The 24,856-nt window shown below is 65.2% G+C and carries 21 protein-coding genes; 13 read left to right on the forward strand and 8 right to left on the reverse strand.

Translation table 11 applies throughout. The features are described 5' to 3' along the window. Window position 1: 1 nt before the first annotated feature. Window positions 2–1,819 (forward strand): aminopeptidase P family protein, encoded by a 1,818-nt coding sequence (locus NFH98_RS18675; protein ID WP_349623030.1) that lies wholly within the window; start codon window positions 2–4, stop codon window positions 1,817–1,819. A gap of 78 nt (window positions 1,820–1,897) precedes the next feature. Here the strand turns inward: NFH98_RS18675 and NFH98_RS18680 are convergent, their stop codons facing one another. The 5 genes from NFH98_RS18680 to glnA form a co-directional block, all read right to left on the reverse strand. Then, entirely contained in the window at window positions 1,898–2,866 is a 969-nt protein-coding gene (locus NFH98_RS18680) for a hypothetical protein (protein WP_222568745.1), read from the reverse strand. Window positions 2,867–3,034: 168 nt separating this feature from the next. Beyond that, window positions 3,035–4,450 (reverse strand): nitrogen regulation protein NR(I), encoded by a 1,416-nt coding sequence (gene ntrC / locus NFH98_RS18685; RefSeq protein WP_045992383.1) that lies wholly within the window; start codon window positions 4,448–4,450, stop codon window positions 3,035–3,037. After that, the gene (gene glnL / locus NFH98_RS18690; RefSeq protein ID WP_222516395.1) at window positions 4,443–5,492 is read right to left on the reverse strand and encodes a nitrogen regulation protein NR(II); all 1,050 of its coding nucleotides are present in this window, start codon (window positions 5,490–5,492) and stop codon (window positions 4,443–4,445) included. Before glnL ends, ntrC begins: the two co-directional genes overlap by 8 nt. 299 nt (window positions 5,493–5,791) lie before the next feature. Beyond that, window positions 5,792–6,367 (reverse strand): DUF4124 domain-containing protein, encoded by a 576-nt coding sequence (locus tag NFH98_RS18695; protein ID WP_348827197.1) that lies wholly within the window; start codon window positions 6,365–6,367, stop codon window positions 5,792–5,794. A 230-nt stretch (window positions 6,368–6,597) separates the two neighbouring features. Next, window positions 6,598–8,004: a glutamate--ammonia ligase gene (glnA, locus tag NFH98_RS18700; protein WP_045992386.1), complete on the reverse strand. Its 1,407-nt coding sequence runs from the start codon at window positions 8,002–8,004 to the stop codon at window positions 6,598–6,600. A 514-nt stretch (window positions 8,005–8,518) separates the two neighbouring features. Here glnA and NFH98_RS18705 point away from each other — a divergent pair. The 9 genes from NFH98_RS18705 to NFH98_RS18745 all read left to right on the forward strand — a co-directional run bounded on the left by NFH98_RS18705 (window position 8,519) and on the right by NFH98_RS18745 (window position 18,657). Further along, window positions 8,519–9,049, forward strand: a complete 531-nt coding sequence (locus NFH98_RS18705; protein WP_348827198.1) for a glycosyltransferase family 2 protein — start codon at window positions 8,519–8,521, stop codon at window positions 9,047–9,049. A gap of 166 nt (window positions 9,050–9,215) precedes the next feature. Beyond that, window positions 9,216–11,042, forward strand: coding sequence for a translational GTPase TypA (gene typA, locus NFH98_RS18710; protein ID WP_197037093.1), 1,827 nt, complete (start codon window positions 9,216–9,218; stop codon window positions 11,040–11,042). A 304-nt stretch (window positions 11,043–11,346) separates the two neighbouring features. Beyond that, window positions 11,347–12,609: a glutamate carboxypeptidase gene (locus tag NFH98_RS18715; protein WP_222516393.1), complete on the forward strand. Its 1,263-nt coding sequence runs from the start codon at window positions 11,347–11,349 to the stop codon at window positions 12,607–12,609. Window positions 12,610–12,698: 89 nt separating this feature from the next. Then, window positions 12,699–13,004 (forward strand): hypothetical protein, encoded by a 306-nt coding sequence (locus tag NFH98_RS18720; RefSeq protein WP_108132161.1) that lies wholly within the window; start codon window positions 12,699–12,701, stop codon window positions 13,002–13,004. 170 nt (window positions 13,005–13,174) lie between these two features. Then, entirely contained in the window at window positions 13,175–14,620 is a 1,446-nt protein-coding gene (locus NFH98_RS18725; protein WP_045992390.1) for a sodium-dependent transporter, read from the forward strand. Between the two features lie 104 nt (window positions 14,621–14,724). Beyond that, window positions 14,725–15,495, forward strand: a complete 771-nt coding sequence (locus tag NFH98_RS18730; protein ID WP_045992391.1) for an ABC transporter ATP-binding protein — start codon at window positions 14,725–14,727, stop codon at window positions 15,493–15,495. Between the two features lie 108 nt (window positions 15,496–15,603). Then, complete coding sequence (locus tag NFH98_RS18735) at window positions 15,604–16,308, forward strand: ABC transporter ATP-binding protein (RefSeq protein ID WP_045992392.1); 705 nt, start codon at window positions 15,604–15,606, stop codon at window positions 16,306–16,308. 28 nt (window positions 16,309–16,336) lie between these two features. After that, the gene (locus NFH98_RS18740; RefSeq protein ID WP_108132160.1) at window positions 16,337–17,341 is read left to right on the forward strand and encodes a branched-chain amino acid ABC transporter permease; all 1,005 of its coding nucleotides are present in this window, start codon (window positions 16,337–16,339) and stop codon (window positions 17,339–17,341) included. Continuing rightward, the gene (locus NFH98_RS18745) at window positions 17,341–18,657 is read left to right on the forward strand and encodes a branched-chain amino acid ABC transporter permease (RefSeq protein ID WP_349623031.1); all 1,317 of its coding nucleotides are present in this window, start codon (window positions 17,341–17,343) and stop codon (window positions 18,655–18,657) included. The genes NFH98_RS18740 and NFH98_RS18745 overlap by 1 nt, the downstream gene beginning before the upstream one ends. A gap of 312 nt (window positions 18,658–18,969) precedes the next feature. Here the strand turns inward: NFH98_RS18745 and NFH98_RS18750 are convergent, their stop codons facing one another. Next, window positions 18,970–20,175, reverse strand: a complete 1,206-nt coding sequence (locus NFH98_RS18750; RefSeq protein ID WP_045992395.1) for an ABC transporter substrate-binding protein — start codon at window positions 20,173–20,175, stop codon at window positions 18,970–18,972. 251 nt (window positions 20,176–20,426) lie between these two features. On the opposite strand from NFH98_RS18750, the gene NFH98_RS18755 reads away from it, so the two are divergent. Both NFH98_RS18755 and NFH98_RS18760 read left to right on the forward strand, forming a co-directional pair. Continuing rightward, a complete protein-coding gene (locus NFH98_RS18755) occupies window positions 20,427–21,200 on the forward strand; it encodes a dienelactone hydrolase family protein (protein WP_108132158.1) in 774 nt (257 codons plus the stop codon). 238 nt (window positions 21,201–21,438) lie between these two features. Then, on the forward strand, window positions 21,439–22,692 hold the full coding sequence (locus NFH98_RS18760; RefSeq protein ID WP_045992397.1) for a dicarboxylate/amino acid:cation symporter: 1,254 nt from the start codon (window positions 21,439–21,441) through the stop codon (window positions 22,690–22,692). An 87-nt stretch (window positions 22,693–22,779) separates the two neighbouring features. Here NFH98_RS18760 and NFH98_RS18765 read toward each other — a convergent pair whose 3' ends face one another. Then, window positions 22,780–23,013 (reverse strand): hypothetical protein, encoded by a 234-nt coding sequence (locus tag NFH98_RS18765; RefSeq protein ID WP_045992398.1) that lies wholly within the window; start codon window positions 23,011–23,013, stop codon window positions 22,780–22,782. A 274-nt stretch (window positions 23,014–23,287) separates the two neighbouring features. On the opposite strand from NFH98_RS18765, the gene NFH98_RS18770 reads away from it, so the two are divergent. Further along, window positions 23,288–24,457, forward strand: coding sequence for a C45 family autoproteolytic acyltransferase/hydrolase (locus NFH98_RS18770; RefSeq protein ID WP_222516390.1), 1,170 nt, complete (start codon window positions 23,288–23,290; stop codon window positions 24,455–24,457). Here NFH98_RS18770 and NFH98_RS18775 read toward each other — a convergent pair. After that, the gene (locus NFH98_RS18775) at window positions 24,428–24,706 is read right to left on the reverse strand and encodes a hypothetical protein (protein ID WP_045992400.1); all 279 of its coding nucleotides are present in this window, start codon (window positions 24,704–24,706) and stop codon (window positions 24,428–24,430) included. The genes NFH98_RS18770 and NFH98_RS18775 overlap by 30 nt on opposite strands. Window positions 24,707–24,856 lie beyond the last annotated feature (150 nt).

Below are 24,856 nucleotides of genomic sequence, written 5' to 3' on the forward strand. Positions count from 1 at the left end.
CATGACCTCAGCCAGTGCCGATACCGCTCGCCAACGCTTGAGCGATCTGCGCGAGGCGATGCGCCGCCACGCCATCGATGCCTGGTGGCTACCGTCCAGCGATCCGCACAACAGCGAATACCTGCCCGAGCACTGGGCCGGTCGCGAGTGGCTGTCCGGCTTCGACGGCTCGGTGGGTACCCTGGTGGTGACCCAGGACGAGGCCGGCCTGTGGGTCGACAGCCGCTACTTCGTGCAGGCCGAGGCTCAACTCGCCGGCACCGGCATCAGCATGATGAAGCTGACCCAGGGGCAGGCCAGCGCACCGATGCAGTGGCTGGCCGAGCGCCTCGAGGCCGGCGACACCCTGGGCTACGACGCCCAGGTGGTGTCCCTGGCCCACGGCCGCCAGTTCGAGGACATCCTTGGTGAACGGGGCGTCGTCCTGCGCGGCGACAGCGACCTGCTCGACGAGATCTGGCGCGATCGCCCGAGCCTGCCGAGCGGGGCCATCGAACCCCACGCCGGCCGCTATCTGGACGAGACCCGGCGCCAGCGTCTGGACCGGGTACGCACGGCCATGGCCGAGCACCACGCCGACTGGCATCTGGTGTCGACGCTGGACGACATCGCCTGGCTGACCACCCTGCGCGGTGCCGACGTGGGCTTCAATCCGGTGTTCCTGTCCCATCTGCTGATCGGTCGCGCCACCGCCACCCTGTTCGTGGCACCCGGCAAGCTCGCTCCCGAACTGGTCGACGCGCTCAAGGCCGATGGTGTCGAGGTGGCCGACTACGCCGACTGGGCGGCGCGGCTGTCCGCCCTGCCGCGGGACGAACGGGTACTGATCGATCCGGCCCGGCTGACGCTGGGGACCCGCCAGGCCCTGCCGGACGAGATGACCGTGGTCGAAGCCTTCCAGCCCAGCACCCTGGCCAAGGGCATCAAGACAGCCCACGAGCTCGGCTTCGTGCGTCAGGCCATGGAAGCCGACGGCGCGGCCCTGTGTCGCTTCTTCGCCTGGCTGGAGGCCGCCTTCGCCGCCGGCGAACGGGTCACCGAGCTGGACGTCGAGGCCCGCCTGTACGAGGAACGCGCCAAGGACGAGGACTTCGTCTGCGAGAGCTTCAATACCATCGCCGCCTTCAACGCCAACGGTGCCCTGCCCCACTACCGCGCGACCCAGGAGGCCCATTCGGTGATCGAGGGCGACGGTCTGTTGCTGATCGACTCCGGCGGCCAGTACCGCGGTGGCACCACCGATATCACCCGCATGGTCCCGGTCGGCACGGTCAGTGAGGCTCAGCGCGAAGACTGCACCCTGGTGCTCAAGGGCATGATCGCACTGTCGCGGGCACGCTTCCCCGAGGGCATCGCCGCCTCGCGGCTGGACGCCCTGGCGCGGGCGCCGCTGTGGGCCACCGGCCGCGACTACGGTCACGGTACCGGCCACGGTGTGGGCTACTTCCTCAACGTCCACGAAAGCCCCCAGGTGATCAGCTCAGGCGCTTCCGTCGCCGAACATACCGCCATGCGCGAAGGCATGATCACCTCCAACGAGCCTGGGGTGTACCGTCCCGGCCAGTGGGGGGTGCGCATCGAGAACCTGGTGGCCAACCGCACCGCGGCCCCCAGCGACTTCGGCGACTTCCTGGAGTTCGAGACCCTGACCCTGTGTCCCATCGACACCCGCTGCCTGAACCTGTTCACCCTGGATCAGGCCGAGATCGACTGGCTCAACGCCTACCACGACGAGGTCCGCCGCCGGCTGGCGCCGAGGCTCGACGGCCAGGCGCTGGCCTGGCTCGAAGCCCGCACCGAACCGCTGACGGTTGCCTGATAGCGGGCCTGCTGGTCGGCCGCAGATGCAAAGGGGCCCCGCCATGGCGGGGCCCCTTTGCGTAGGCTGCCAGCGCCGTTACATGAACGGGTTCTTGACCACCGGGATGAACATCAAGCGGAAGTTCCAGTCCGCATCCCACTCATCACCGCGGATCACGCTGTGCTGGATCTCGGCGGCCAGGCGCACCGGGGTGCTGCCCATGCGGACCACGTTGGAATAGCCCAGGCCGATCGGGAAGTTGACCTTTTCGCCGCTGTCGGCCTCCCAGTTGATGCGCACGTTGGGTGTCATGCCCACCAGTTCGGTGCCGCTGAGCCGGTAGTTGAGGAAGTACTGCAGATCGGTCTGGCTGGTGTGCTCGCGGTCATCTTCGCCGGCGTAGGACCACCAGTGCTGAGCCAGCAGGCCCATGTTCCAGCCACCGGGATTGGGCGCCAGGCGCGCGATCAGGGCCGCCGGGCCGGCCTGGAACTTGCCCTGTCCCAGAACGTCATGCTCGGCGGTGGGGAAGATCTGGGTCAGCCCCAGGCCCCAGATGACGCCGTCGGCGCGGGCCGGGCCGGCCAGGGTCACCAGGGCGGTGTCACCCAGCCCCTCGGTACGCCCGCGATGGGGGGCGTTGCGGCTCCACTCGTCGGGATCGATGTCCAGCGGGCTGCCGCCCCGGGCCAGGGTACCGAAGCTCTCGTCCATCGGAGTCGAGTTGTACTGGAACACCGGGCGCACCACCAGGTTCCAGTTGTCGTCTGCCATCTCGAAGGGGAAGGACATGACCGGCTGGAACTTGAAGGAATTGGACCAGCGACCGTCGAAGTCGTCGCCGTCCAGGTGGGTATAGTCGTTCTGCATCCACAGCATCCAGGCCGAACCCACCGGATTGGTGGTTTCCTTGGCGATGGCAGCAAGATCCTCGCTGCTGGCAGCAGGCTCGCTGTTGGCCGGTACGGTGCGTGGCGAGGACCGCTCCTGGGCAAGCGAGAGGCTCGAGATGAAAACCAGCGACATGGCCACCAGGCCAAGCCGACGAGAGCGTGAAAGGTTCATGGGGGTAGGCCTCAGAATCGTGACGCTACCCCCGACGCCGAGAGTAGCGGTGCAACGTCGCCACCACTCTAGGCCACCGATAACAGGCTGATGATATGCCCCTTGGGGTAGGCCGGTCCGGGCAGGCTGGTTAAACCGGTGCCCCCCGGACTCGCCGCCCCGGCCCGCTCAGACCTCCTGGTCTTCCGCCAGCGACGGCAGCAGCACCTTCAGCTTGCGGGTCAAGGTATTGCGCCCCCAGCCCAGCAGCTCGGCAGCCTCACCCTTGCGCCCGGCGGTGTGCTTGAGCGCGGTCTCGATAAGGATGCGCTCGAAGTCCGGCACCGCCTCTTCGAGCAGGTGGGTGTGGCCCGAGGCCAGGGCGCTGTCGGCCCAGGCGCGGAAGGCTTCACGCCAGTCTCCGCCTGCGGCGCTGTCATCGCCGCCGCGCAGCTCCGGCGGCAGGTCCTCGACCAGGATCTCGCGCCCGGAGGCCATCACCGTCAGCCAGCGACAGGTGTTCTCGAGCTGACGCACGTTGCCGGGCCAGTCCACCCGGGTCAGGAACTCCTCGGCTTCGCGGGTCAGCACCTTGACGTCGGTGGACAGCTCCTTGGCCGCCTCGACCAGGAAGTGCCGCGCCAGCCGGGGAATATCCTCGCGCCGCTGGGACAGCCTTGGCAGGTGCACGCGGATGACGTTGAGGCGGTGGAACAGGTCCTCACGAAAGCGGCCATCGGCGACCAGCGTCTCGAGGTCCTGGTGGGTCGCGGCGATGATGCGCACGTCCACCTTGACCGGCGTATGACCACCGACCCGATAGAACTCGCCGTCGGCCAGCACCCGCAACAGCCGGGTCTGGGTCTCCGACGGCATGTCACCGATCTCGTCGAGGAACAGGGTGCCGCCGTTGGCCTGCTCGAAGCGCCCCTGACGACTGGCGCTGGCGCCGGTGAAGGCGCCCTTCTCGTGGCCGAACAGCTCCGACTCGATCAGATCCCGGGGGATCGCCGCCATGTTGAGGGCAATAAAGGGATTGGCGGCGCGGGGACTGTGCTGATGAAGCGCACGCGCCACGCGCTCCTTGCCGGTCCCGGACTCGCCGTTGATCAACACCGTGATATGCGAGTGCGCCAGGCGCCCGATGGCCCGGAACACCTCCTGCATCGCCGGCGCCTCACCGATGATCTCGGCGTCGAGTCCTTCAGGCACGCTGACCGGCCGCTGGCGCTCGCGCACGTGGGCCACCGCGCGTCGCACCAGGGCCAGCGCCTCGTCCACGTCGAACGGCTTGGGCAGGTACTCGAAGGCCCCGCCCTGATAGGAAGCCACCGCACTGTCCAGGTCGGAATGGGCGGTCATCACGATGACCGGCAGGTCCGGGTGCACCTGGCGCACCTTGGCCATCAGATCGAGCCCGTCGATACCTGGCATGCGGATATCGGTGACCAGTACGTCGGGCGGCTCGGCCAGCAGTCGATCGAGGATACCGTCGGCCCGCTCGACCGCCTCGACCTCAAGGTCCGGCTGCGCCAGGGCGCGCTCGAGCACCCAGCGTATGGCCCGGTCGTCGTCGACGATCATTACACGAGCGGTATCAGTCATGACTCATCTCCAGGGGAATCAACAGACGGAATTCGGTACGTCCAGGCTCGGACTCGCATTCGATCAGCCCTTCGTGCTGGTGCAGCACCGACTGGGCGATCGACAGCCCCAGGCCGCTGCCCTCGGCACGACCGGACACCATCGGATAGAACAGGGTCTCGCGCAGCGTCTCGGGGACGCCCGGGCCGTTGTCGATCACGCTGACGTCGCAGACCAGACGATGGCGCTGGGCGCCCAGGGTGAACTGGCGGCGCGCGCGGGTCCTCAGGGTCATCACCGGGTTCGGTGTCTCGGACTCGACCAGCGCCTGGACGGCGTTGCGGGCCACATTGAGCACCGCCTGGATCAACTGGGCTTCATCGCCGGTCAACTCCGGCAGGCTGGGATCATAGTCGCGCTCGATGCTCACCCGCGGCTGCTCGACCAATAGCAGCGCGCGTACCCGCTCCAGCACCCGGTGGATGTTCAGCGGCTCTCGCCGACTCACCCGGTTGGGCCCGAGCATGGAATCGACCAGATCGCGGAGCCGATCCACCTCTTCGATGATGATCCGGGTGTACTCCTTGAGCGCCGGCGTCTGCTCCAGGTCACGCTCGAGCAATTGCGCCGCGCCACGAATCCCCCCCAGGGGATTCTTGACCTCGTGGGCCAGCCCCCGCGCCAGCACCTTCATGGTTTCCTGGCGCGACTGCAGCGCTTCCTCGCGGGAAATTCGCAACAGCCGATCCCGTGGTTCCATCTCCAGCAGCAGCTCGTCAGGCGACAGCGGCGTCACGGTGTAGTCCACCGTCAAGGGGTCTCCACCGGCGAGGACCAGCCGCGCCTCCCGTTGGGTATAGGGATGCTGTCCATCCCGGGCCCGTATCAGCACCTCGGCGATATCATCCTCGCCGCTGAGCCAGTCGCTCAGCGCCACGCCGGCAACCCGACTGGCGCTGACCGCCAGCAAGGTCTCCGCCGCCGGGTTCATCCAGGTCGGTCGCAGCTCGCCGTCGAGCAGCATGACCGCAGTTGTGAGGTGTTCGATGATGCCAGGCGTCATGGGTCCATCCTGATGGGGCAAAGCGCCCACTCGATAGAGGCCGCCACGGCGCCAAGCCGGCATTCCATGGTGGCGGTCCAGGTCTCGGCCTCGAGCAGGCGTCAGACAACAACATTCAAAGCAAGAAGCGGGCCAGCCTTGGTGCCAGTGGCACACTCCCGCCGCGCAGGCGCCAGGACGGTGCTTTTGTCGAGGAGGCGGGTCACCGTCGGCGCACCTACGCACCATTTTAGTGCACCAACCTGGTGCAGGGCAGTCTCGCCTGGATCACTGTCCGCACAAGGCCCGCAGATCGCGGGTCAAGGCGGCGCAGGACGAAGGGGGTTGGCGGGAAGCAGGCGGCTGGCGCGCTGTACGTGAATGACGATATCGGCACTGCGTTGACGCACCTCTCCCGACGGGGCCAGCACCACCAGGCCCAGGCGATGCTCGCCACGCTCCAGATTGGTGAGCCACAGTGGGCCGATGCCGGTGACGCTGGTGGCGAGCACACCGTCGACCTCCAGGCCGAGGCGATCCCCCGTCGCCGGAGGCGGGCTGATCGCGGCCAGCACCTTCAATCTTCCCCCGGTCCCCGTGGGCAACACGCTGTCATCCGCCGGGGAGGCGATGGCCAGGACATCGTGGGGCTGGAAGATATCGGCGTCGCTATCCGGGCCTGGTACTGAAGGCGCCGTCGGCCTGGAGGGCGCCGCCACATCCAGCGCAGGGGCGCTGGACAACGGCGGCGGTGCCAGCTCGCGGGCGCCGGCCGAGGGGGTATCGCTGTAGCGCACGATGCCGTCGGGACCGACACTGCGATAGATGGTGCTCGCCGGCACGGTTTCTGCCACCGGCAACGCCAGCCCGGATGCTGCCAGCAAGGCAATGGCCATCAGTGATGGTCGACTCGGCGACGAGGGAGCGCTCTCGCCCCTCTCCCGGCCTGCCCTGCGCGTCCACCGCTGCATCATCGTGATTGCCCTCGCCGACCTTCCCCTGACGAGGATGACGGCAGCCACGACCCGCGCCAAGGGGATCCCTTGCCCAGGCGCAAGGCCCGCGCAAAAAAAATCGGCCCCGCGATCATCGCGGGCCCGACGGAACGCACGAGGCGCTATGCCGATCAGCAGCTGTAGTACATGTCGAACTCGATCGGGTGGGTCGCCATGCGCAGACGCTCGACATCCTCGTTCTTGAGCTCGATGTAAGCGTCGATCATGTCGTCGGTGAAGACGCCACCTTCGGTCAGGAAGCTGCGGTCCTCGTCGAGGGCTGCCAGCGCCTGGTCGAGGCTCTCGGCCACGGTCGGGATGGCCTTGCCTTCTTCCGGCGGCAGGTCATAGAGGTTCTTGTCCATGGCGTCGCCGGGGTGGATCTTGTTCTTGATGCCGTCGATACCGGCCATCAGCATCGCCGCGAAGCACAGGTAGGGGTTGGCGGTCGGGTCGGGGAAACGCGCCTCGACACGCTTGCCCTTCGGGCTTGCGGTGTACGGGATACGGATGGAAGCAGAACGGTTACGGGCGCTGTAGGCCAGCATTACCGGCGCTTCGAAGCCCGGCACCAGACGCTTGTAGGAGTTGGTAGAAGCGTTGGTGAAGGCGTTCAGGGCGCGGGCGTGCTTGATGATACCGCCGATGTAGAACAGTGCCATTTCAGACAGACCGGCGTACTCGTCACCGGCAAACTGGTTCTGGCCGTCCTTCCAGAAAGACTGGTGGACGTGCATGCCGCTGCCGTTGTCGCCGACCAGCGGCTTGGGCATGAAGGTGGCGGTCTTGCCGTAGGCGTGAGCCACATTGTGGATCACGTACTTCATTTCCTGAACTTCGTCGGCCTTCTTGACCAGGGTGTTGAAGGCAACACCGATCTCGTTCTGGCCGGCGTTGGACACCTCGTGGTGGTGCACCTCGACCTTCTGGCCGATGGCCTCGAGGGTGTTGCACATGGCACCGCGCATGTCATGGAAGCTGTCCACCGGCGGAACCGGGAAGTAGCCGCCCTTGACCCGCGGACGGTGACCGAGGTTGCCACCTTCGACGGCGCGGTCGGTGGACCAGGCACCCTCTTCGGAGCTGATCTTGTACATGGCGCCTTCGATATCGGCCTTCCAGTGCACCTCGTCGAAGATGAAGAACTCGGGCTCGGGGCCGAAGAAGGCGGTGTCGCCCAGGCCAGAGGACTGCAGGTAGGCCTCGGCGCGCTTGGCGATGGAGCGCGGATCACGCTCGTAGCCCTGCATGGTGGCCGGCTCGATGATGTCGCAACGCAGGATCAGGGTCGCGTCTTCGGTGAAGGGGTCGAGGAAGCCGGTGCCGTCCTCCGGACGCAGGATCATGTCGGACTCGTTGATGCCCTTCCAGCCGTTGATGGAGGAACCATCGAACATCTGGCCATTCTCGAAGAACTCTTCGTCGACCTCGGCGGCCGGAATGGTGACGTGCTGCTCTTTACCGCGGGTATCGGTGAAGCGCAGGTCAACCCACTTCACATCATGTTCGTTGATCAGGGCGAGGGTCTTGTCTGACATGTGGTCCTCCAGAGTGGAACTTGTCTCGTGACTCGAGCGTTGCGCAACGGCGCCAATCCCATGTCACCGGTTTGAAACGGGGGATGATCCAGGGAACAAAAGGGGTACCGGGATCCTTTGTAGCACGCTCCCGGGACACTGCCCATGGCAACGTGCGCGACACGATGACACTGCCAACCACAATGCAGATTGCGTGCCAGCATTGCACCAGCATCGACCAAAAAAATCCCAACCCATTGTTTCAAATCTTTTTTATCCAAACAGGCCCTTTGCGCCAGCTTAGGGCACAAAGGCCCACCACCTTCAGGATCTGCCGACCAATGCACCACAAAAGTGCAATAAAGACTGCGACGCACCACTTTGGACCTTTGTGACAGGATCTATAAACTCTGCCGGGCCGATCGCGAGGTGTCAGTGGGCGCTGGAACCTTTCGCAACGCAAAGATACACTTTATTACGTTCGACTCCGACCGCCTCCCCTGCCGGCCGGCGTCACCCTCCTCGGAGTGTCGTCGTGAAAATCAGCTTGATCATTGATGCCCGACTTACCGGCAAGGAACTGCCTCGCCGGCTCGCGGAAGCTCGCCAGCAGGTCGCCCTCTTCCAGGGAAGAGGCGAAATCCTCGTCATCGACGATGGCGATATGGCGCCACCACTACTGGGCGAACCGGGCGAACAAGCCGTCGTCGGCTATCGCCAGGTGCGCAGCAGGCCCGCGCCCATGGGGCGGCGCCTCAATCTGGCCGCCTCCCACAGCAACGGACGCATGCTCGGCTTCTGCCTCGGCCCCCTAGACACCCACTGGGTCGAGCGAATGATGGCAGCCGCCTGCGATGATTCGCGCCCGGTGGTGCGTCCTGCTCGTCCCTGTCCGCTATCGCTGCTCAGCCTGCTGCGACGTACACCGACCCGGGCCCTGGGCGTCGAACGCACCTGGTTCGATCGACTGGGAGGCTTCGACCCGTCGCTGGACCTGAGCGCGGTAGAGGACCTCGCCACTCGCCTCAAGGCCTGTCGCGCCAAGATGGTCGTACAGCGCGCCTGAGCGTCAGATCGTCCTTTCTGCCGATTTCGCCTACTTTTTTCGCCTCGCAGGTGCTTGATAGTTCAGCATCTTGAGGATCGATGCCGAGATTGGCGCCAACAAGGCTGGTCGTTGTCATCGCCCAGGCCCTATAATGCTGCCCCACTTTTTCCAGCAGGATCCCGTCGTGATCGAGAATCTTCGCAACATCGCCATCATCGCTCACGTCGACCACGGCAAAACCACCCTGGTCGACAAGCTGTTGAGTCAGTCTGGCACTCTGGACCGCAAGGCCGAGGGTCAGGAGCGCATCATGGACTCCAATGACCAGGAGAAGGAACGCGGTATTACCATCCTGGCGAAGAACACGGCGATCCGCTGGAATTCCCCCGAGGGACAGGACTACCACATCAACATCGTCGACACCCCTGGACACGCCGACTTCGGCGGCGAGGTCGAGCGCGTGATGTCGATGGTGGACTCGGTACTGCTGCTGGTCGACGCCGTCGACGGCCCCATGCCGCAGACCCGCTTCGTCACCCAGAAGGCCTTCGATCAGGGCCTCAAGCCGATCGTGGTGGTCAACAAGATCGATCGCCCCGGCGCACGCCCGGACTGGGTCATCGACCAGATCTTCGATCTGTTCGACAACCTCGGCGCCAGCGACGAGCAGCTCGACTTCCCGATCATCTACTGCTCCGCCCTCAACGGCATCGCCGGTCCCGAGCCTGACCAGCTGTCCGACGACATGACGCCGATGTTCCAGTCCATCGTCGACATCGTCGAGCCGCCCAAGGTGGAACTCGACGGCCCGCTGCAGATGCAGATCTCGGCGCTCGACTACTCCAGCTACGTCGGCGTCATTGGCCTTGGCCGCATCACCCGCGGCGCCATCTCGCCCAACCAGCAGGTGGTGGTCATCAACAAGGAAGGCCAGACCCGCAAGGGCAAGGTCGGCCAGGTCATGACCCACCTGGGTCTCGAGCGGGTACAGACCGAGCAGGCCACCGCCGGGGACATCGTCTGCATCACCGGCATCGACGACCTGGCGATCTCCGACACCATCTGTGATCCGGCCGCCGTCGAGGCACTGCCGGCACTGACCGTCGACGAGCCCACCGTGTCCATGACCTTCCAGGTCAACGACTCACCGTTTGCCGGCAAGGACGGCAAGTTCGTCACCAGCCGCAACATTCGCGATCGTCTCGACCAGGAGCTGATCCACAACGTGGCGCTGCGTGTCGAGCAGGGCGAGTCCCCGGAGAAGTTCATCGTCTCCGGCCGCGGCGAGCTGCACCTGTCGGTGCTGATCGAGAGCATGCGTCGTGAAGGCTTCGAGCTGGCCGTGGGTCGTCCCGAGGTCATCATCCGCGAGATCGACGGTGAGAAGCAGGAGCCCTACGAAGAAGTCATCATCGACTGCGAAGAGCAGCACCAGGGCGCCATCATGGAAGAGCTCGGCTATCGCAAGGGCGAGCTCAAGAACATGAACCCGGACGGCAAGGGCCGGGTCCGCCTGGACTTCATCATCCCGGCGCGCGGCCTGATCGGCTTCCGTGGTCAGTTCCTGACCCTGACCTCCGGTACCGGCATCCTGACCAGCCGCTTCGACCACTACGGCCCGCTCAAGCCCGACGCTTCCATCGAGCGTCGCAACGGCGTGCTGGTGTCGATGGTTCCGGGCAAGGCCCTGGCCTACGCCCTGTACGCCCTGCAGGAGCGCGGCAAGCTGATCATCGACCACGGCACCGAGGTCTACGAAGGCATGCTGGTCGGCATCAACAACCGCGCCAACGACATGGTGGTCAACCCCACCAAGGGCAAGAAGCTCGACAACATGCGCGCCTCCGGCAACGACGAGAACATCGTGCTGACCCCGCCGGTGCGCTTCACTCTGGAACAGGCCATCGAGTTCCTCGATGACGACGAGCTGGTCGAGATCACCCCGAACCATATCCGTCTGCGCAAGAAGTTCCTGACCGAGAACGAGCGCAAGCGCGCCACCAAGAAGTAAGCGCTGCGTTTTCTCGCTTCATCGATGCCCGCCTCCTGGCGGGCATCGTTGTTTTCGGCCTCTCTAGCGATGCCCGGCTCTTCATGACGGGCATCGTCGTTTTGCGGAATAGACAATATCGATGCCCGGCTGTTCATGGCGGGCATCATCGTTTTGCGGCAATGCTCATATAGACAATATCGATGCCCGGCGCCCGATGGCGGCCAGTGTCGTCTGCAAGTGGAGACATCAGTATTTGGGGTGAGGACGGCACCCTGGCCGGACTGAACTATCCTTTGGTGACCACCCAGCAAGGAGGCTCACCATGGCCGCCCGACGCTTCATCGCCTTACTGTCCCTGCTGCCAGCATTTGCCCTGGCCTCGCCATCCACCGATGACACCCTGCTCGCCAATGCCGAGCAGGAGCGCTCGGCCTTTCTCGAGACCCTGGAGTCGCTGGTCAATCTCGACTCCGGTACCGGCGATGTCGACGACCTCGCTCGCGTCGAGGCGCTATTGCAGGAACGTCTCGTCGAACTCGGCTTCGAGGTCGAACAGCACCCGGCCGAGGCCTTCGGCGGCAACACGCTGGTGGCTCGACACCAGGGCAGCGGCGACGCCGATCTCATGCTGATGATCCACTACGACACCGTCTTTTCCTCAGGCACTGTGGCAAAGCGCCCCTTTTCCAGCGACGCCTCCAGGGCCTATGGCCCCGGCGTCGGCGATGCCAAGGGCGGCATCGCGGTCATCCTGCATAGCCTGGGCCTGCTCGCTGACCTCGGGCTCTCGCCCTGGGGAACTTTGACCGTGGTGTTCAACCCCGACGAGGAAAAAGGCTCCTTTGGATCCCGTGAGCTGATCGCCGAACTGGCCAGCGAACAGGACGCGGTCCTGTCCTTCGAGCCCACCCTGGGCAAGCCCGGCGAGTCAGCGGTCACCACCGTGACCAAGGGCATCAACTACGCCTTTCTCGAGGTCGAGGGACGTGCGTCCCACGCCGGCGGCGCCCCCGAGGAAGGCCGCAATGCGGTGATGGAGCTGGCCCACCAGTTGCTCCAGCTCGATGACCTTGGCGACAGCGACAAGGGCACCACCCTCAACTGGACCATTGTCGAGGGTGGCACCAAGCGCAATATCATCCCGGACTCGGCCAGGGCCGAAGGGGACATGCGCTACTTCGATCATACCGAGTACGAGCGCGTCATGGCCGAAGCCCAGTCGATTATTGCCGAGCAGCGAGTCACGGACACCGAGGTAGCGTTTCGGCTCGAGCGCGGGCGCCCGCCGCTGCCGCCGAATCCGGCCACCGAGCAACTGGCGGCCCTCGCCCAGTCTATCTACCGCCAGGAACTCGACCAGACGCTCGCCCTGGCCGAGATCGGTGGGGGCACCGATGCGGGCTACGCCTACGACCCCGAAACCGGCCAACCCGCGGTGCTGGAGTCCCTCGGTCTGGTCGGGGGGCGCTACCACAGCGACGAGGAATTCATCGAGCTCGACAGCATTGTGCCGCGACTGTATCTCACCACCCGTCTGATCCAGGAACTTTCCGGGCCGAGCGCTGCCACAATTGATGCAGACTGATAACCGTTAGGGGTGAAGACGGCGACCGCCCTAGTTGCGGTCTATGCTAATGGGGCACCGTCATCCTTCGCGAACAAGGAGATACGCGAATGCACAAGCACGTCGAATGGGATGATCCCGGCGCTGACAGCGTTCAGCGCTACTTCGCCGACAAGCCCGACGAATACCCCACCGCCCACGTCGGCAGTATCATCGCCGGCCGCTACCATGGCTATTCGGTCAGGGTCAGGGTGGAAGCCAGGGTCGACGACGACACCGCCAGCATCGGCGACGTGGTCGCCCTGATCTCCGTGCGCACAGGCGAGCGCACCAAGAATATCGGCGACCTGTCGATCGGCGATACCGTGCGTCTTGGCGACGATCACCGCGCCCTGGCTCCCCATACCAGCAGCTGACGACGAGTTCCAGAACCCGCCAGTGACGGAAACCCGTCCCGCCAACGCCTGCTAAACGCATCGCCCCTAGTCAGGCGCCATGGTTGTATCGCAAAGTTGACATGTCAGACCGGGCCTCGGCCCGGTCAGCCATTACCGCGTCGCGACGCCGACATGTCGACGGAAGCCCCATGAGCAGCGATAACATCTGGACCCACAAAGGCACCTTCCTGCTGGCCGCGGTCGGCTCGGCGGTGGGCCTGGGTAACCTCTGGCGCTTTCCCTACCTGGCCGGCGAGCACGGTGGTGGCGCCTTTCTGCTGGTCTACGTGCTGTGCGTCTTTGCCGTCGGCATCCCGATCCTGATCGCCGAGATCATGCTTGGGCGCAACAGCCGGCGCTGCCCGATCATGGGCATGCGCTTTCTCACCCGTTGTCATCGCACCTCCCGCGCCTGGGAGACCATCGGCTGGCTCGGTGGCCTGTCCGCGCTGCTGATCCTGAGCTTCTACTCGGTGATCAGCGGCTGGGCGCTGCACTATCTTGGCGAGATGCTGACCGGGTCACTGCGCGACGCCGACGCCGCCATGCTGGCCGACAACTTTGCCAACCTGATCGCATCGCCGCTGAAGCTGACGCTCTACCACACGCTGTTTCTCGCCATCTGCGCCTACATCGTCGCCCGGGGTGTCCATCGTGGACTGGAGAGTGCCCTGCGCATCCTGATGCCGACCCTGCTGGTCATTCTGCTGGTGGTGCTGTTCTACGCCGCGACCAGCGGCGACATGGCGGCAGCCAGTCGCTTCATGCTGTCCTTCTCGCTGTCCGAGTTGAGCCTGGAAGGCTGGCTCGAGGCGATGGGGCAGTCGTTCTTCACGCTGAGTCTGGGGATGGGCGCGATCATGGCCTATGGCGCCTACATGCCCAGCGAGACCTCGCTGACCCTGACCGCCTTCGCCATCGCCCTGATCGACACCCTGGTGGCGGTAATCGCGGGGCTGGCGATCTTCGCCCTGGTGTTCGGCGCAGGACTCGCCGCCGACGAAGGGCCGGGACTGATGTTCGTGTCACTGCCGCTGGCATTCTCGGTGATGCCTTCAGGCTCGCTGGTCGGCGCCATCTTCTTCGTGCTGGTACTGGGGGCCGCGATCAGCTCGGCGATCTCGCTGATCGAGCCGGTCGCGGCCTATCTGGTCGAGCGCTTCGACCTCAGTCGCGTACTGGCGGTAGCCCTGGTGTCGGTGCTGGCCTGGGGGCTGGGGCTCGCCACGGTGGCGAGTTTCAACGTCTGGGCCGAGGCCAGCCCCGTGCATGACGTGTTCGGTCGCAGCGCCTTCGCCGTGCTGGAACTGGTGACCCACATCACGCTGCCCCTGTGCGGCCTGCTGGTGGCGCTGTTCGCCGGCTGGTCGCTGACCCAGTCCGAATCGATGAAGGAAATGCACACCCGCTCCAGCTGGCTCAGGCTGTGGCGGTTTCTGGTGCGCTTCATCGCGCCGACCGGGGTCGCCTTCGTCTTTCTGCGGGCCCTGCCCTATGTCCAGGGCTACTGGCTGCCGACCATCGGTGCCTGCGTACTGGTAGGCGCCTTCGCCGCCTACCGGCTGATGGCCGAGCAGCACGCCGCCAGCGGCTGAGGGACGTCGGGAAGCCCGACAATCAAGACCGCAACGACACCAACGCAACAACGCAACAACGCAACAACGCAACAACGACAATAGACAACACGGCGGGACCCAAGATGTCAGCCATCATCGATGTACGACACGTCAACAAGGCCTTCGGCGGCCTTCACGTCATCAACGACTGTTCGATTCAGGTCGAGGAAGGCTCCGTCACCGGTCTGATCGGCCCCAACGGTGCGGGCAAGTCGACCCTGTTCAACATCATCGCAGGCGCCCTGCCGCTGGATTCCGGGCAGATCCTGCTGGACGGCGAGGACATCACCAATCGTCCGGCCAACGAGCTGTTTCACAAGGGCCTGTTGCGCACCTTCCAGATCGCCCACGAGTTCTCCCAGCTCACCGCCCTGGAAAACCTGATGATGGTGCCCCCGGACCAGCCCGGGGAGTCCCTGGCCAAGGCCTGGTTCGCGCCGAAGGCGGTGCGAGCACAGGAGGCCGAGGTCAAGCGCCGGGCCCAGGAGGTGATCGAGTTCATCGGCCTCAATCATGTGCGCAACGAGCTGGCAGGCAACCTCTCCGGTGGCCAGAAGAAGCTTCTGGAGCTCGGCCGCACCATGATGACCGACGCTCGGGTGGTGCTGCTCGACGAGATCGCCGCCGGGGTCAACCGCACCCTGCTGGGAGACCTGATCGGCAATATCGAACGGATGAACCGCGAGTTCGGCTACACCTTCCTGGTCATCGAGCACGACATGGACATGATCGCCAGGCTGTGCGATCCGGTGATCGTGCTGGCCCAGGGCTCGGTGATGGTCGAGGGCTCCATCGAGGAGATCCAGAACAACCCCGAGGTCATCGAAGCCTATTTCGGCGCCGGCGCGGCCTGACAGCGGCCCGGCAACAGACACCGCGCCACCCGGGGGCCCCTCCCGTTGCAGGCGCGGCGATAACAACAACCAGGGCGCGACAGGCGCTCTTATGCAGAGAACAGGACTATGCCTCTACTCGATGCACGCGAGGTGCACGGCGGCTATGGCGGCATGAACATCCTCAACGGGGTGGACATGGCCATCGAGGCCGACCAGATCGGCGTCATCGTCGGCCCCAACGGCGCCGGCAAGTCGACCATGCTCAAGGCCATCTTCGGCCAGTTGAACGTGACCCAGGGCGATATCCTGCTGCGCGGTGAACCGATCCAGAACCTACCCACCAACCGCCTGGTAGAACTGGGCATGGGCTTCGTGCCCCAGGAGCACAACGTCTTTCCCAGCCTGACGGTCAAGGAAAACCTCGAGATGGGGGCCTTCCTCAAGCCGGGCAACGTGAAACGCATGCTGTCCAAGGTCTACGAATTCTTCCCGCCCCTTCACGAAAAGCGTCATCAGCCCGCCGGCGAGCTGTCCGGTGGCCAGCGCCAGATGGTGGCCATGGGCCGGGCGCTGATGGCCGAACCCGAACTACTGCTGCTCGACGAGCCGACTGCAGGGCTGTCGCCCAAGTACATGTACGAGATCTTCGACCGGGTCAAGGAGGTCAACGCCGCCGGCGTCGGCATCCTGATGGTGGAGCAGAACGCCAAGCAGGCCCTGGCCATCGCCGACAAGGGCTTCGTGCTGGCCGCCGGCCAGAACCGCTTCACCGACACGGGGCAGGCGCTGCTTGCCGATCCTGACGTGGCCAAGAGCTTCCTCGGCGGCTGACGCCGAGTCCTAGCGCGGAGATATCGCCTTGAACGAATTCGTGTTCTTCATCAACAACGTGCTGATCGCCGGCAGCGTCACCGGGTCGATCTATGCCATCGGCGCGGTGGGCGTGACGCTGGTCTTCAGCATCATGCGCTTTGCCCACTTCGCCCACGCCGACATGATGACCTTCGGCGCCTTCATGGTGCTGCTGCTGGCGACGCTGTTCCCCCATGCCGGCGACGTCATCGGTGTGCCCACCGCCATCGTCATGCTGCCGCTGGCCATGGTGCTGACGGCGGCGCTGGCGGTGGGCATCGACAAGGCCTTCTACAAGCCGCTGCGTGCCCACGGCGTCAAGCCGATCGTGATGGTCATCGGCTCCCTCGGCGTGACCCTGATGCTGCAGGGCCTGATCCGGCTGTTCTCGGGCACCGGCGGCCAGAGCCTGTACGTCGATGACCGCAAGGAGATCTTCCGCCTGGCGCTGCCCTTCGAGGGCGCCCGGGTGCCGGTGGTGATCACCGAGCCGCAGATCTATCTGTTCGTGCTGACCCTGGTGGCGGTGATCGGGCTGCAGCTGTTTCTGTCGCGTACCCGGCTCGGCAAGGCCATGCGCGCCATGTCCGACAACCCGGACCTGGCCCGGGCGTCGGGCATCAACACCAACACCATCGTCGCCGTGACCTGGGTGATCGTCGGTGGCCTGGCCGCCATCGCTGGCACCCTGCTGTCGATGGACGTGACGTTCAAGCCGGACTTGAGCTTCCACCTGCTGCTGCCGATCTTCGCCGCCGCCATCGTCGGCGGTGTCGGCCACCCCTTCGGCGCCATCGCCGGCGGCTTCGTGGTGGGCTTCGCCGAGACCCTGGCGGTGTTCAACTGGCGGGTGCTGCTGCGGCCCTTCAGCGACAGCCTGCCCGAGTGGCTCGCGCTGCCCAGTAACCTGGCCTTCGTCGGCACCGAGTACAAGATCGTGGTGCCCTTCTTCATCCTCGTCGCCATCCTGGTGTGGCGCCCCACCGGCATCTTCAAGGGCAAGGTGATCTGATGACGACCAACAACTTTCATCGCCGCGACGACGCCAACACCGCGCCCCAGAGCCGCTTTCCGGTGCGCGAACTCAGCCTCTTGGTGGTCCTCGCCGTCGCCGTCGGCGCGGTCTACCTGGCCATGGGTTCGGCCTATTCGACACGCATGCTGGTGGAAGCCAGCTGCTACGCCATCCTGGCCCTGGGCCTGACCATCCAGTGGGGCTACGCCGGCCAGTTCAACGCAGGCGTCATGGGCTTCGTCGCCCTCGGCGGCTTCTGCGCCATGACCTTCAGCGTGCCGGTCAATCCGGCCTTCTGGGATAGCCCGCTGCCCGGTGAGCTGGCCAAGGTACTGGGGTATCTGGCCGTCGGTATCGCGCTGGTATTCGCGCTGTCGCGCATGACTCGCCTGGGCGTGCCGTCCTGGCTGCGCACCCTGATCACCGTGGTGATCGGCCTCATCGTCTACATGGTGGTGATCAGCGAGCTGCGCGAGGTCACCGACGCCATCGAAAGCCAGATGGGCTTCATCGGTGGGTTCGGCCTGCCGGTGTGGGTCGGCTGGGTGGTCGGCGGAGCGCTGGCCGGCGGTATCGGCTACTTTATCGGCCACGTCTGCCTGGGGCTTCGCAGCGACTATCTGGCCATCGCCACCCTGGGCATCGCCGAGATCATCAAGGCCTTTCTCAAGAACTCTGACTGGCTGACCCGTGGCACCGCTACCGTGTCGCCGCTGCCGTGGCCGGTACCCGATCCCGGCGAGGTCGGCTTCACCCTGGCGCGGGCGCTCTATCTGTCGGTGACGGCGGTGATGATCCTGGGCATCTTCTTTTTGCTCAACCGAGCCTACAACGCCCCCTGGGGCCGCATGATCCGGGCGATTCGCGACAACGAGGTGTCATCTGCCGCCATGGGCAAGGACATCAATCGCCGCCGGCTCGAGATCTTCGTGCTGGGCTGCGTGCTGATGGGCCTCGGCGGCGCGGCACTCGGCAGCTTCAACAGCATCTTCGACCCCAACGGCTACCTGCCGCTCAACCACACCTTCCTGGTGCTGGTGATGGTCATCCTGGGTGGGCCGGGCAACAATCTCGGTACCCTGTTCGGCGCGGTGGCGGTGTACATCATCTGGATCATGTCAGAGCCGCTGGCGCTCTACGTGATGGAGTTGATCGCCCACTTCGGCCAGGCCAGCTTCGGCTGGGAGCTACCCAGCAACCTGGAAAGCCGAGCCCTGCAGGCCAGGGTATTCGTCATCGGGCTGTTGATCACGGTGGTGCTGCGCGTCGCCCCCAAAGGGCTGCTGCCGGAGAAGGTCAAGCACCATGACTGAGGCGTGTCCGTCGACACCGCTACTGCGGACAGTGCCTGACGCCGGTCGTCGTCACTGATGGTCTCATCCTGGCGGCCCAGGGTCGCCAGGGCCCGCCTCTCACGCCTCTTGCCCCATCACTGGCCATCTCGCACGACATCGCCAGCTCGACGCCAATGACAGGCCCCTACCAACGATAAAGCCCCCAGCCAGATGGCCGGGGGCTTTCCTTGAGCGCCTCTGTTGCGAGCATTGGCGCGGTCATTGGGCGGAGGCGACCGCCCGGATGCGTTGTCGTCCGTCGACGACTCGCCTTACTTTACGTCATGGCGGCTATTCAACAAAGCCCTTGCCGGTAAAAGTGCCGTTTTCCACGGCCATTTCCTGTACCACACCAGGCACATCGCCGTTGTCGTCGAAGTCCTGGGTACCGGAGGCGCCTTCATAGTTGATCTCGGTCCCCGCTGCGATCAGCTCCACCGCCTTCTCCCACTCACCGGGCAGGATGACCTCACCGGGGGGAGAGGACACGCTGCGCAGCGCCTCAGACACACCCTCGCGCTCGGCACTGCCGTTCTGCTGGATGGCCAGCCCCAGCAGGAAGGCCGCATCGTAGGCCTGGGCGGCGAATACGGCGGTGGGGTCGATGTCGGCGTTGTTGGCAAGTTCAGTGAAGATCTCGGTGCCGGGAAGGTCCGGGCTGCCCGGACGGGTGGCGATCATGCCGTCGAGCACGTCGGCGCCGATGGCCTCGACCAGGCTGTCGCCGACCATGCCATCGGCCCCCACGTACTGGGTGAACATGCCGCTCTCGTAGGCCTGGCGCACCACCGTCTGGCCGGAGGTATCGGCGTAGGCGAGTACCACCAGGGTCTGGGCGCCGGTGGCCGACAGGGTGCCGAGTTCGCTGCGGTAGTCGGCGCGGTTGTCCTCGTGGGCGAGGTTTTCCAGCACGCTGCCGCCGCCGTCCTCGAAGGCCGAGCTGAAGGCGTCGGACAGGCCGCGTCCGTAGTCGTTGTTGACGTAGGTGACGGCGACTTCCTCGATGCCCTTGTCGATCAGCAACTTGGCCAGCATCTCGCCCTGGAAGGCATCGGAGGGCACGGTGCGGAACACCAGGTCATTGTCGTCGAGGTCGGTGACCGCCGGCGCCGTGGAGGCCGGAGACACCATGGTCACGCCACCCGGAATCGCCGCGTTGTTGGCCGCGGCGATGGTGGCACCGGTACACAGCGCGCCAACGATGGCGGTGACCTGCTCGGTGTTGACCATGCGGTCAGCCGCGTTGGACGCCGCCGAAGCGTCGCCGCAGGTGGTGTCGCCGGTCGGCATCACCACGTCCTGGCCATCGAGGATGCCACCCTGGTTGTTGATATGGTCAACCGCCAGCTGGGCGCCGTCGTAGATCGGCGGCGTCAGGCTCTCGATCCCCCCGGTGAAGCCGCCGAGAAATCCGATCTTGACCTCTGCGTGGGCCATGGAGCCGACCGCCAGGGTGGTTGCAGCCACGGCGGTCGCCAGTACGCGCTTTTTCATGATTGTTGGTCTCGCTCTGGTTGTCCTGAGATGAAGCCGAGACGAGCGCGGTCAGCCGCGGCTCGCCCACTCGATCTTCATACCCCCAATCTGGAAGGCCGCCGGGGAAAACTCAAGTCCCCGCCGCCAACGCTAGGCCGGCTGGATGCAACAAGACGGGGTTCAGGACTGGCGTCTGTGGCCAGGCTTCTATACTCAGCACAGGCCCTGCCATCTGGCGGGGCCAACGCCCCTCACTCGCCAAGGAGCACACCATGTCTCGTTGCGCCCTGCTCGCCCCTGCCCTGATCGGTCTCGGCTCTGTTCTCGCCAGCGCCGGCGCCATGGCCGGACAAAACGTTGACTACCAGGTGGACGGTGAAGCCTTCCAGGGCTATTTCGCCCCCGCCACGTCCTCTTCCAAGGGCAGCGTGCTGATCATCCACGACTGGGATGGCCTCACCGACTATGAAAGAAAGCGTGCCGACATGCTCGCCGAGGCGGGCTACGACGCCTTCGCCGTGGACCTCTACGGCGCCGGCAACCGCCCCGAGGAGATCGACGCGCGCAAGGCCGAGATGGCGGTGCTCTACGATGACCGTGAACGCATGCGCCGGCTGACCCTAGCGGGGCTGACCCAGGCCCGTGAACAGGGCGCCGGCGAAGACACCGTGGTGATGGGCTACTGCTTCGGTGGCGCCGTGGTGCTGGAGATGGCCCGCGCCAACGCCGACGAAGGTGTGCGTGGTTTCGCTACCTTCCACGGCGGCCTCGGCACACCGGAAGGCCAGGGCTACTCCGCCGATACGCCACCGATCCTGGTCGCCCACGGTGGTGCCGACGCCTCCATCGGCATGGACCAGGTGGCGGCGCTGTCCGAGGAGCTGGAGGCGGCTGGCGCCCCCTACGAGATCCAGGTCTACTCCGGTGCTCCCCACGCCTTCACGGTATTCGGCAGCGATCGCTACCAGGCTCGGGCCGACCAGGCCTCCTGGGCGGCCTTCCACCAGCTGCTGCGGCGCGCCCTGGAACAGCAGGATCAGGGCTGAACCGCTAGCGTCGTCAACAGCCCGGCCACCTGGAAGCCGCTCCCAGGTGGCCTCTGAGCACCAGAAGGTGTGCAACGGATGAAAACACCGAGGCAGATTATTCGGTAGAATCCGCCTCCATCGTGCCGATCGCCCATTCGATAGCAGCCAACGAGAACATTTTGCTGACTATCGATGGGTGTCGCGTCTTCCCACCTTGCACGGCAGGCCATCCACCCTGTCCTTCTGGAGCCTCCCCATGTCCACCCCCGATCGTTCCCCCGGCCTGTGGCGCCGTATCCCGCTATGGCAGAAGATCCTGGTCGGCCTCGCCCTGGGTGTCCTCGTCGGCACCCTGATGGGCGAAAGCGCCAGCGTGTTCAAGCCCATCGGTGACATCTTCATCAGCGCCATCAAGATGCTGATCGTGCCGCTGGTGTTCTCTACCCTGGTGGTCGGTATCACCGCCATGCGTGACCCCCAGAAGATGGGCCGCATCGGCGCGCGGACCATCGCGCTGTATCTGGTGACCACCGCCTTCGCCATCGCCATCGGCCTGGCCGCCTCCTGGCTGTTTCAGCCTGGCGTTGGCCTCGACATGACCTTCGAGGCCAACCCAGACGCGGCCAAGGAAGCCCCAAGCCTAGTGCAGATCGTGGTCGGCCTGGTGCCCCAGAACCCGGTGGACGCCCTGGCCAGCGGCAATATCCTGCAGATCATCGTGTTCGCCATTGGCCTCGGTGTCTCGCTGACCCTGATCGGCGAGAAGGGCGAGCCGGTGGTCAAGGTGTTCGAGAGCTTCGCCGAGGCCATGGTCAAGCTGACCAGCCTGGTGATGGCGCTGGCGCCCTTCGGCGTGTTCGGTCTGATCGCCCACGTCGCCGGCAGCTACGGCGCCGAGGTGCTGCTGCCCCTGGTCAAGGTGATCGGCGTGGCCTACCTGGCCAGCGTCGTCCACGTGCTGGTGGTCTACTCCGGTCTGCTGTCGCTGCTCGGTCGTCTCAATCCGGTGCGCTACCTGCAGGGCATTCTCGATGCCCTGGTGGTGGCCTATTCGTCGGCGTCCTCGTCCGGCACCCTGCCGGTCTCGCTGCGCTGCGCGACGAAGAACCTCGGCGTGTCCGAGGGTGTCGCCGGCTTCGTGCTGCCGGTGGGCGCCACCATCAACATGGACGGCACCGCCATCTATCAGGGGGTGGTGGCGGTATTCATCGCCCAGTTGATCGGCGTCGACCTGAGCCTGGCCGACTACGGCATGATCATCGTCACCGGTACCCTGGCGTCCATCGGCACCGCCGGTGTCCCGGGCGCCGGCCTGGTGATGCTGTCCATCGTCATGGCCCAGATCGGCCTGCCGCTGGAAGCCCTGGCGGTGGTCGCCGGCGTCGATCGCATCCTCGACATGGCCCGTACCAGCGTCAACGTGGCCGGAGACCTGATGGTCACCACCCTGGTCGGCAAGAGCGAAGGCGAACTCGACGAGAACGTCTACAACGCCGCCAACAAGACCTGACCAGCCCCCCGAGCCCCTGCCAGACGACGATGCCCCGGCCAGTTGGCCGGGGCATCGTCGTTCAGGGTTCCGCCAGCATCATCGCTTTCAGCTGTGGCCCTGTTGCTCCTGGCTTGCCGTCTCGCGGGCGTCGAAGTCGGCATCCTGCGTGGCACCAGCGTGTTCAGCCGCGCAGTAGGTGGTGTGATGATTGGCGCAGGGCCCTTCTGCAGGGGCCAGCGGCTCAGCCAGCTTGGCAATCTTGCCGTCGACAACACCTGCCTGAGCGGACAGCGGCAGGGCCAAGAGGGCCAATACGAGCAGCGCGTTTCTGGTCTTCATGTTGTGTCTCCTGAGATGGCCGGTAAGGCTCTCTGGCAGCATACAACTTCGCAGACTAATAAAGTGAAACCCTCTGTGGGAGTCTCGCCAGGAATTGTCGAGAAGGGTAGCGAATCGTGTAAAAACTGAACGATATCAATATATTAAAATTCATCCAAGACACCTCGATGGCCACCTCTACGACGCCATGCCAAGCGCAGAACTGCTACGCTGAGGGGATATCCACCCATGTCAGCGACCCGGCGCCAGCCGCTTCGATCGCAGGGAGCACTTCATGACCCCCTCCACGTCCTCTCCCACCCCCTCCTGCTCGTCGTTGACACCCACCAGGCTCTCCGGCAGCCGCCTCGACATCGGCCGTGCCCACGGCAGCCAGCACCGTGAGGCGATCCTTGCCAGCATCGACGTCTACGACCGACTGTTTCATGACCTGGCGGGCCTGCGCTGGCACGAGGCGCGACGCGACGCCGAACGCTTCCTGCCGATGATCGAGCGGCGCTACCCGGCCATCCTCGAGGAGCTCGACGGCATCGCCCAGGGCATCGGCGGTGATCTGGCCGACGTGCTGACCCTCAACTGTCGCAGCGAGGTGTCGCTGACCCGCGCCGGCGGTGGCTGCTCGGCCTTTTCGCTCTATCACGCCGGCCGCCAGTGGCTCGCCCAGAACTGGGACTGGCGCGCCGACCAACTCGACCATCTGGTGATCCTCGAGATCCAGGCTCCCGGCGCACCGCCGTTGATCAGCGTGGGCGAGGCCGGCATGGTCGGCAAGATAGGGCTCAACGCCAATGGTGTGGGAGTCGGACTCAATGCCATCCGCTCGGCGACCTGTGGCGAGGGACTGCCGATCCATATCGCCCTGCGCGCCATGCTCGAGTGCGAGACCCTCGACGCCGCCCGGCAAATCGCCCACGACGGTGTCTGTGCGCCCGCCCACTTCCTGCTGGCCGACGGCAGCGGCCAGGCAGAAGGGCTCGAGGTTCACCCCGGGCAACCGGGAACCATCACCCCGGCTCGCGGGGTCGTCACCCATACCAATCACCTGGTCAGTGACACCGCCACCCACTGGGTCGAGGACTTCCCCAAGCCGGACTCCTGGTCCCGCCTGAGTCGCCTCGACGCGCTGGTCGAGCAACTGCTCGACGGTCTGGGTATGGATGACTCGGGTGCGGATGAATTGGCTGCGGACGAACGGGGTACAGCGAGCACAGCCCCCAACGAGAGCGCCACCCTCGACGCCGAGCGGCTATTCGACCTGCTCGGTGATCATACCCCCGGCGAGGACAGCCTGTGTCGCCACTTCGACCCGAGCGTCGCTGAAGCCGAGCGGATGGAAACGCTGTTCAGCGTGGTCATGGACCTGACCGACAAGGTGCTGTGGCTACGCCACGGCAAGCCCTGCCAGACCACCCATTCAATGCGCCTTGTGCCCACCGCCGTGTGACCCTGACGCCTCGCTTCCGTCCCTGCCGAGTTCGCCTTTCAGGTACTGTTCGGTGGTCAGCAGAAACAGCCGCCGAAACAGCTCGTGGATCGCCTCCTCTCGGCGCAGCGAGGCAAGCTCCGGATCCTTCTCTTCACTGCCCACCTCCTTCGGGTACTCCCAGGCCATGCGCATGGAGCCCGAGCTGACGTCGAAGATCTCGAGGGTCGGGTTGGCTCCGTGAAGCGCGGTCTTGATGCGATAGGACATGACGACCTCCTGCAGACGCTGATAGCCCAAAACAATGAGAATCATTAACGTTTGCAATATGGTCGTGTTTGGATGGCCTGTCAAGGCTCGTCCTGATCATCTCTGTTCAGCGACCAGAAGAAGCAGGCAACCGTCGCCGTGTCTATCGCA

This window comes from Halomonas sp. H33-56, from assembly GCF_040147035.1.
Classification (GTDB): domain Bacteria; phylum Pseudomonadota; class Gammaproteobacteria; order Pseudomonadales; family Halomonadaceae; genus Halomonas; species Halomonas litopenaei.

Excerpts from the sequence above, each read along its gene's own strand:
- NFH98_RS18745 (WP_349623031.1), top strand. The coding sequence starts at position 17,341 with ATGACGACCAACAACTTTCATCGCCGCGACGACGCCAACACCGCGCCC.
- NFH98_RS18735 (WP_045992392.1), top strand. The coding sequence starts at position 15,604 with ATGCCTCTACTCGATGCACGCGAGGTGCACGGCGGCTATGGCGGCATG.
- NFH98_RS18725 (WP_045992390.1), top strand. The coding sequence starts at position 13,175 with ATGAGCAGCGATAACATCTGGACCCACAAAGGCACCTTCCTGCTGGCC.
- NFH98_RS18730 (WP_045992391.1), top strand. The coding sequence starts at position 14,725 with ATGTCAGCCATCATCGATGTACGACACGTCAACAAGGCCTTCGGCGGC.
- glnL (WP_222516395.1), bottom strand. The coding sequence starts at position 5,492 with ATGACGCCTGGCATCATCGAACACCTCACAACTGCGGTCATGCTGCTC.
- NFH98_RS18760 (WP_045992397.1), top strand. The coding sequence starts at position 21,439 with ATGTCCACCCCCGATCGTTCCCCCGGCCTGTGGCGCCGTATCCCGCTA.
- NFH98_RS18720 (WP_108132161.1), top strand. The coding sequence starts at position 12,699 with ATGCACAAGCACGTCGAATGGGATGATCCCGGCGCTGACAGCGTTCAG.
- NFH98_RS18680 (WP_222568745.1), bottom strand. The coding sequence starts at position 2,866 with ATGAACCTTTCACGCTCTCGTCGGCTTGGCCTGGTGGCCATGTCGCTG.
- NFH98_RS18695 (WP_348827197.1), bottom strand. The coding sequence starts at position 6,367 with ATGGCCATTGCCTTGCTGGCAGCATCCGGGCTGGCGTTGCCGGTGGCA.
- NFH98_RS18765 (WP_045992398.1), bottom strand. The coding sequence starts at position 23,013 with ATGAAGACCAGAAACGCGCTGCTCGTATTGGCCCTCTTGGCCCTGCCG.
- NFH98_RS18775 (WP_045992400.1), bottom strand. The coding sequence starts at position 24,706 with ATGTCCTATCGCATCAAGACCGCGCTTCACGGAGCCAACCCGACCCTC.
- glnA (WP_045992386.1), bottom strand. The coding sequence starts at position 8,004 with ATGTCAGACAAGACCCTCGCCCTGATCAACGAACATGATGTGAAGTGG.
- ntrC (WP_045992383.1), bottom strand. The coding sequence starts at position 4,450 with ATGACTGATACCGCTCGTGTAATGATCGTCGACGACGACCGGGCCATA.
- NFH98_RS18675 (WP_349623030.1), top strand. The coding sequence starts at position 2 with ATGACCTCAGCCAGTGCCGATACCGCTCGCCAACGCTTGAGCGATCTG.
- NFH98_RS18755 (WP_108132158.1), top strand. The coding sequence starts at position 20,427 with ATGTCTCGTTGCGCCCTGCTCGCCCCTGCCCTGATCGGTCTCGGCTCT.
- NFH98_RS18715 (WP_222516393.1), top strand. The coding sequence starts at position 11,347 with ATGGCCGCCCGACGCTTCATCGCCTTACTGTCCCTGCTGCCAGCATTT.
- NFH98_RS18770 (WP_222516390.1), top strand. The coding sequence starts at position 23,288 with ATGACCCCCTCCACGTCCTCTCCCACCCCCTCCTGCTCGTCGTTGACA.